The sequence below is a fragment of the Nitrospina gracilis 3/211 genome (assembly GCF_000341545.2).
GTDB lineage: Bacteria > Nitrospinota > Nitrospinia > Nitrospinales > Nitrospinaceae > Nitrospina > Nitrospina gracilis.
In genome coordinates this window covers 119,522-127,067 of sequence record NZ_HG422173.1, presented here as the reverse complement: position 1 = coordinate 127,067, position 7,546 = coordinate 119,522, and the positions used below count along the sequence as shown (strand labels likewise).

Sequence of the window (7,546 nt, the reverse complement as noted above, 5' to 3'; positions counted from 1 at the left end):
CTGCTGGTTCCCGCCTTTTAGCCGGGGGGACCTTTGCTCCGGACAGGGTCCGGTCAATAAATTGCGAGGTAGCGCAGGTTCGGCAGAGCGTGCGATTCTCTCAGCCGGTTGGAGCTGTCCACGTCGATGGAATTCGCTGTCAACTCAAGATGTTCCAGGTTCTTGAGATAGGGTGAATTGAGCAGGGCCTCGGCTCCTTTGGGGCTGATCTGGTTGCGGTACAGGTCCAGCCGCTTCAGGTTCACCAGCTTGGGTGAATTGGCAATGGCGATCGCACCTTCATCCGTAATTTTATTCTTGCTGAGGTCCAGCAGAGTCAGTGAATCCACGATGGCCGAATTCACCAGCACCTTCACCCCTTCGTCGTTCAGCTGGTTTTTCATCAGGTTGAGTTCCGTCAGGCCCTGAAAATTAGCGGAGTCCACCAGCATTTGCGCCCCGGTGGGTGTGATCTTGTTGTCCCACAACGAAAGTTTTTCCAGGTTTTTGAAGGTCCCGGAATCGGCGAGGATCTTCACGCCCTCATCACCCAGGTCGTTGGATTTGAGTGCCAGCGTGCGCACGTTTTGGGCTTTCGGCGTTTCCGCCAGAATGCGCATGCCTTTCACGCCGATGTGCGAGTTGTTGAGGTTGATGCCACTGCCGTCGGCGTTGGTGTGCTCCAGGATGTGCTGGGGAATGTCTTCGGGCGGGCCGGTGCGTTTTCCGTAACCATGGTAACTGCCTTTCGTTGCGCCTTTTTTGCCGTAACCGTAGGCACCGTACCCGTGCGGGGACTTGCCGGAGGAACACCCAGCAAGCACGAAGAGAGTGATCAATGCCATCAATGCCGGATAGGTATGGAATCGTTTCATTGTGGTCCTTCCTTGTTTTGAGTCCTGTTTGGGGTCCCTTCCTCTACGGATGCCTCACCGCGCACACCGAAACCCGATATAGTTCTGCCGCTGATCCGGGGTCAGTTTACCGCGAACCGTCGAGCGAGCCAAATCCATATTCGAAAACCAGGAGCCGCCGCGCATGACGCGGAACGTATTGCCGTAAAGGTCGTTTTTGACCAGGTTTTCGGGGTAGGGCAGATACCAGTCCGCGGTCCATTCCCACACGTTTCCCGCCATGTCGAGCGCGCCATAGGGACTGGCTCCCTTGGGAAAGGTGCCTACCGGGGCCGGGTAACGGTGACCGTCCTTCATGCCGCGGGCGTTGGCACGCGTGGGATCAGGATCGTTGCCCCACGGATAGAAACGGCCGTCGGGGCCGCGCGCGGCTTTTTCCCATTCCGCCTCTGTCGGCAGGCGCTTGCCGGCCCATTCGCAGTAATCGTATGCTTCCTGCCAGGTCACTCCCACCACGGGCTGGGTGGGCTGGTTGAACTTTTCATTGTCCATGTATTTGGGTGCGGGGCGTCCTGTGGCTTTCAAATACTTTCCGTATTCGCCGTTCGTGACCTCGTGCTGGTCGATCTCAAACGCTTCCACCTGCACTTTGTGGGAGGGAGTTTCGTCGCGGTAATATTCCAGTGATTCGGAGAAAAAGGTCTTGGCGGCCCACTGGATGTCTTCCTCGGAACTGCCCATGGTGAGGAATCCGGCGGGAACGAAAACCATGCCGGGGCTGGGATTGTGGGAAGAAAAAGAAGCGCAGGCAAACAGCCCGCAGGCGAGCAGAAGGACAATGAGGATGCGGGTCCAGGCGTGCGGCCCGGATGCACAGCACCCTCCCGGAGAGTGCGGTTCCTGCACCTCAGGGGTCATGGAGCGGTTCCCGAAAGGGGGTTGGTAACCGGTCAGTTGCTCTGAATCAGCCCGGACTTGCGGGCGTATTCAAAAATGTTGCCCGCCTCGATGATGTCGATGACATCGCCCAGCGGTTGCAACGGGTACGTCGTGTTCTGCGTCTTGTTGGTCAGCGTGTTCGACTCCAGATCGATCTCCAGTTCGTCGCCGGTCTGGATCTTGTCGGTCAGCGGGTCCTTGGTTTCCAGCGGAATGAAGAAGCCGCCGTCCACCGAGTTCCGGTAGAAGATGCGGGCGTAGGACTCCGCCACCACTGCCTGCACGCCGGCGATCTCCATGCATGCCGGTGCGTGTTCACGCGACGAGCCGCAACCGAAGTTCTTGCCGCCGATGACGATGGTGTAGGGAGACTCGAATCCCTCTTCAACGAATGGCTTGTTGCCCTGCGGCAGGCCCGCCGCCTCGTTCGGCACCCCGGAGAGGGCGAACTTGCCGTAATTCTTGCGCTCCTCCGGATCACTCAGGCTGTACACCAGGTGCTGGGCCGGGATGATCTGGTCGGTGTCGATGTTGTTGCCGAGGACGTAGGCACGCCCTGAAATTTTCTTTTTCATTTTTTTTGAAACTCCAAAGGCCGGACGACGGGTTATACCGCCGCGGCCATGAATTCACGAGGATCGGTCACCCGCCCGGTCAGCGCAGAAGCCGCCGCCGTGTAGGGAGACGCCAGAAAAACCGAGGACTGCTTCGACCCCATGCGTCCGGGGAAGTTGCGGTTGGTGGTGGAGATCACCACTTCCTCGCCCTGCGTCCGGCCGAACGTATCCGCCGGACCGCCCAGGCAGGCGGCGCAGGAGGGCTCGCCGATCTGGCATCCCGCTTCCTCGAAAATCTGCATGACCGTCTTGCCGTCGATCTTGTGGGTGTTCAATTCTTTTTCCACTTCCATGGTGGCCGGAACGATGAAGGTGCCGATCTTGACCTTCTCGCCTTTCAGGATTTCCGCCGCGGCGATGAAATCCGTCAGCTTGCCGCCGGTGCAGGACCCGATGTAAGCGCGGTTCAGCTTGACGTCACTGCACTCGCGCGCCAGCGCCCGGTTGTCCGGGGAATGCGGTTTGGCCACCACCGGTTCCATTTTATCGGCGTCGTACACCTTGGAGAAGAAGTAGCTGGCATCCTTGTCGCCGCTCACCACGTTGTACGGCTTTTTGTTGCGCGTCTCCAGGTAGTCGAAGGTGGTCTGGTCGGCCTCGATGACGGCGTTCTTGCCGCCCGCCTCGATAGCCATGTTGCACAGCGTCATGCGTTCTTCCATGGAGAGGCTCATCACCGCGTCGCCCGCCCATTCCATGGTGCGGTACGTCGCGCCGTCGCAACCGATGTCGCCGATCACCTGCAGAAGGATGTCCTTCGCCATGATGTAGGGCGGGAACTGGCCGCGGAATTCGAAGCGCATGGTCTCCGGCACCTTGACCCACAGCTTGCCGGTGCCCAGGATGAATGCGGCGTCGGTGTTGCCGATGCCGGTCGAGAACATGCCGAACGCGCCGGAGGTGCAGGTGTGCGAATCCGTGCCGAACAGCACCTCGCCCGGCCGGTTGTGGCCTTCCTGCGCCAGGGCCACGTGGCAGACGCCCTTGTAGTTGTCGGTGCCGACGTCGTAATAATAAGGAAGGTCCTGTTCCTTCGCGAACGCGCGGATGATGTCGACGTTGCGGTTGGCGTGCGGATCGGACGTGAATATATAGTGGTCCGGAATGATGACCACTTTCTCGCGGTCCCAGACCTTGGCGTTTTCGCCGAATTGTTTTTTGAAGATGCCAATGGTGCCCGGACCGCACACATCGTGCGTCATCAGGACATCCACATCCACCCAGACGTTGTCGCCCGGCTTGACCGAGGCTTTGCCCGAATGAGCGGCGATGATTTTTTCAGTGATGGTCATTCCCATTAGTGCGTTCTCCGACGGGAGCGGGTTGATGCTTCCAATTGTATGGATTTGTTACCTGAACAGGTGTTCTACCTTACCATTTATACCTGCTTTTCCGGAACAAAAAAAGGTCTGCCGCCCGCCGATTCGAAGAAATATCGGACCGCAACCCGTGGCTTTTCCTGATTTTGTGAGGGGGGATTACAAAAGGACCCCGTTTTCGGGCCGCAGGGGTTCGGGCACCTCGGTTTCTCCCAACTGCTGGCGCAGGTCGATCTCGATGGTGCGGCAAATGGCATGGATGGGGACGTCTTCGATGCGGCCTTCAAACGGGTCTTCCGTACGGCACCCGAGGTGCTCGATGATGATATAAATGGTGGCCAGTACGGTGTAGAGGGGTACACTGGTCCAGCCTAGGTGCTGGATCAGGCCGAAAGGCAGAATCAGCACGAACACCCACACAAACACCCGTGTGAAAAAGGAATACTGGTTGGGAAAGGGCGTGCCCTTGATGCGCTCGGACACTCCCTGCGCAATGTAAAAGTGCTTGACGGTGTCCATCAGGCCTTCCACATACGCCCGTTCCGCGATCCATCCCGCCTCGTGCAACTCCCGCAGTCGGGCGCTTTGCCTGTGGTTCAACTGCGTCGCCCGGTTGGCAAACTGCGTCAGGGTGGTGATCTCTTCTTTGTCCAAAAAGGGATCCAGATCTTTCCAGTCGTTTTGCCCCCGGAGTTGCAGTCGCAGGGCGTTGACGAAGGCGAGGTGACGGTAGATCAACTCGCGGTGCACCGGTGCCGTGTCCTCGGCTCGGGCTCCGTTGGCAGACGGGGGCCGGATGTACTGGACCACCTGCGACCCGAAGTTGCGCGAATGGTTCACCAGGTCACCCCAGGCGATCCGCGCTTCCCAGAATCGGTTGTAGGCGGTGTTGCTGCGAAAGGCGAGCAGGATGACCACCGCCGTGCCGAAGATGCCGATGTCCGTCAACGGGAACCCCAGCATCTGCTTCGGGAACATGCGGCCGGCCATGTACACGGCCAGTCCGTACAACGCGAAAAAGAAAACGTAACCGCCGCTGATCTGGATAAACCAACTGGGTCGGATGACGCTGTGAGTGATCATTCGTGGAATCCGGATTGTAGGAAAAGGTCGGGGCGTGTTCGCCAGTGTCCGACAATCATACCGAAATTTTCCGCTGGAAGAAGCATCAACTTGCCCGGGGCGGGAGGGAAAACGATACCTCGAAAGCAAAGTCCGGGCTTGGCCGCCGGTGTCCTTTCGGCACCAGCGGGCCTGTTAAAATATTGAATCACCCCCGCATTTCTTGTAGTTTAGATCAATTGGCCTTTTATCGTTGAATTTCAAAATCTTATCAGCCTCGTGAACGAATCGCCCAAAATCGTCATCGACCGCCGTCCCTTGTGGATTGTGGCCTTCGACCGCCTGCGCCACGGCGTTGTGGTGGCGATCCTGTTCGCGCTGTTCGTGGTATTTCTCAACCAGGACGCCCCCGAGGGGCTGACCCCGCAGGCGTACAAGGTGTTGTGCCTGTTCGGGCTTTCCGTTGCGCTGTGGTCGACCAACGTCATCCCGCTGTCTGCCACCAGCCTGTTCGTCATCGGTGCGGTGCCGCTCCTCGGCATCATGGAAGACTCGCGGGTGTACGAGTTTTTCGGCAACAAGGCGGTGTTCTTCATCCTGGGCGCGTTCATTTTATCCGGGGCGATGATCTCCTGCGGTCTCAGTGTGCGCCTGTCTCTATGGACGATCGAGAACTGGGGCCACGATCCGCGCAAGCTGCTGGCCTCGATCTACCTGTTCGGCGCGGCGGGTTCCACCATCATGTCCGAACACGCCGTGGCGGCGATGCTGTTTCCCATCGTGGCGGAGATCGCCTCCGCCCTGCAACTCGCGCCGGGGCGCTCGCAGTACGGCAAGCAGTTGTACTTCGCGCTGGGGTGGGGGTGCATCATCGGCGGCGCCACCACGGTGCTGGGCGGCGGACGCGTGCCCCTGGCGGTCGAGATGCTGGAGAAGGGCACCGACCACGAGCACACGCTGGGCATCCTGCAATACTCGGTGCTGACCTTTCCGATGATTCCAATCCTTTTGGTCTGCGGCTGGTTGGTTCTGCGCATGCTGTTCAAGCCGGAGGCGGTGGACGTGACCCCGGCGCTGGAAACGCTGGAGCGCAAATCCCTGAGTCTGGGTAAGATTTCGTACCAGGAGATGGGCGTCGGCGCGGTGATGGCCGTCACGCTGGTGCTGTGGTTCGGGTTCGGCGACACCCTGGGCATCGCCAACATCGCGCTGATGGCCGTGTTCGCGCTGTTCGTGCTGAACCTCATCACCTGGCGCGCCGTGGAGCCGCACGTCAACTGGGCCATCATCCTGATGTACGGCGGCGCCATCTGCCTGGGGGAAGTGATGGCGGAATCCGGGGCCGCCCTGTGGCTGGCGGAAAAGGTGTTCCATGGATGGATCGCGTCGCCGACGGCATTCCTTTTGACGCTGGCGGTGCTCTCGGTCCTGTTCACCACCTTCATGAGCAACAGCGCCGTCATCGCCATCCTGCTGCCGCCCGCGCTCACCCTGTGCCCGGCGTACGGCATCAGCCCGGTGGTGGCGACGATGACCGTCCTCCTGCCCAGCAACTTCGCGTTCATTCTGCCCATCGCCACGCCGGCGTCGGCGCTGGCGTACTCCTCCCGCTACATCCCGCTGGCCGACATGGTGAAGGCGGGACTTTTGCTCAGTGCGCTTGGAATGTTGTCCTACCTGGTTCTGCTTTGGGGATACTGGCCCCTCATCGGGTTCGCATGAAGGAAAAAGAAAGAAGGCAGGCCAAGGAGACCGGGAGGGGTGGCCAACCTTGGAAGACACAGAGTGCCTCACTTCCTGCCTTCAACTATAATTTCAGTATTGGCTGACAAGAAAAGATCGCTTTGGCACACAACTTAAAAAAGGTGCCCACCCACATATTTTGGATGCGCAGTATATTCATATTGTGAATAGTTGTCATTAAAATTAGCAAAAAGTCGTGACCTACCCTTTTGGGTAATGCTAAATTATAAAAGGAAAAAGGTTGTGACCACCCGTTTGGAGCAATGCGGGTGGAATTCTTTTCAGGGAGGCGCTTTGCATGGATGCCGAGTCACTGGAAATCCTGCCCATGTCGCCGTCGGAGTTGAAGAAGCGGCTGGACAAGGGCGAAATTGAATGTCTTTTGGATGTGCGGGAGGACTGGGAGCATTCGCTCTCGGCGCTGCCGGATTCCATCCACATCCCGTTGAACCAGCTGGTGGACCGGTTCCAGGAACTGGCGTTCGAGGACGAGATCGTGGTCTATTGCCACTTCGGCGAGCGGTCGATGCGCGCCGGAAAAATTTTGAAAGAATCCGGCGTCGACACGGTTTACAACCTCATCGGCGGCATCGACGCCTACTCGCAGATCGCCGACCCCTCCATTCCCCGCTACCGCTCCCAGATGTAGCCGTGCCAGGCGCGGAGCGAACAGGGTAATTCTCTCCCTCGAGGCGATAGATTGTGGACCCAACTCCACATCGTTCCCCATTTCGATTTCATCCCCTCGCCTCAAACGTTATCATGTACTCTCGTCAAGCGAGAGGGAGTGTTAAGGGTCCCTTCTCCCCTCGCGGGATCGCTCACGGAGTGACGGGCCAGGATGAGGGGGCGACAAAAAAAATCCCTCCCCTTATCAAGGGGAGGGCTGGTAGGGGTTACCAATGGGCTTTCCTCTTCAGGTAACGGACCCATGCTTTCTATAAGCAATGGAAGCAGACCGGCTCCCCCTTCTCCGAAGCCGGGTCACACCCGGAGGAAACAGGTTGTATTTGAAATTGGTGCCCTGTGCTTC

General features: G+C 58.7%; 7 protein-coding genes. 2 read left to right on the top strand and 5 right to left on the bottom strand.

Annotated features, from left to right (window positions below):
- Nucleotides 1-53: 53 nt before the first annotated feature.
- The 5 genes from TX82_RS00615 to TX82_RS00595 form a co-directional block, all read right to left on the bottom strand.
- On the bottom strand, nucleotides 54-854 hold the full coding sequence (locus tag TX82_RS00615; RefSeq protein ID WP_005009098.1) for a leucine-rich repeat domain-containing protein: 801 nt from the start codon (nucleotides 852-854) through the stop codon (nucleotides 54-56).
- A gap of 54 nt (nucleotides 855-908) precedes the next feature.
- Entirely contained in the window at nucleotides 909-1,751 is an 843-nt protein-coding gene (locus tag TX82_RS00610) for a formylglycine-generating enzyme family protein (protein ID WP_005009097.1), read from the bottom strand.
- A gap of 32 nt (nucleotides 1,752-1,783) precedes the next feature.
- Entirely contained in the window at nucleotides 1,784-2,347 is a 564-nt protein-coding gene (locus TX82_RS00605; protein WP_005009095.1) for a LeuD/DmdB family oxidoreductase small subunit, read from the bottom strand.
- A gap of 32 nt (nucleotides 2,348-2,379) precedes the next feature.
- Entirely contained in the window at nucleotides 2,380-3,687 is a 1,308-nt protein-coding gene (locus TX82_RS00600) for a 3-isopropylmalate dehydratase large subunit (RefSeq protein WP_005009094.1), read from the bottom strand.
- A 180-nt stretch (nucleotides 3,688-3,867) separates the two neighbouring features.
- Nucleotides 3,868-4,791, bottom strand: coding sequence for a bestrophin family protein (locus TX82_RS00595; RefSeq protein ID WP_005009093.1), 924 nt, complete (start codon nucleotides 4,789-4,791; stop codon nucleotides 3,868-3,870).
- A 258-nt stretch (nucleotides 4,792-5,049) separates the two neighbouring features.
- Here TX82_RS00595 and TX82_RS00590 point away from each other — a divergent pair, with 258 nt between their 5' ends.
- Nucleotides 5,050-6,492, top strand: a complete 1,443-nt coding sequence (locus TX82_RS00590) for an SLC13 family permease (protein ID WP_005009092.1) — start codon at nucleotides 5,050-5,052, stop codon at nucleotides 6,490-6,492.
- A gap of 319 nt (nucleotides 6,493-6,811) precedes the next feature.
- Complete coding sequence (locus TX82_RS00585; protein WP_005009088.1) at nucleotides 6,812-7,162, top strand: rhodanese-like domain-containing protein; 351 nt, start codon at nucleotides 6,812-6,814, stop codon at nucleotides 7,160-7,162.
- Nucleotides 7,163-7,546 lie beyond the last annotated feature (384 nt).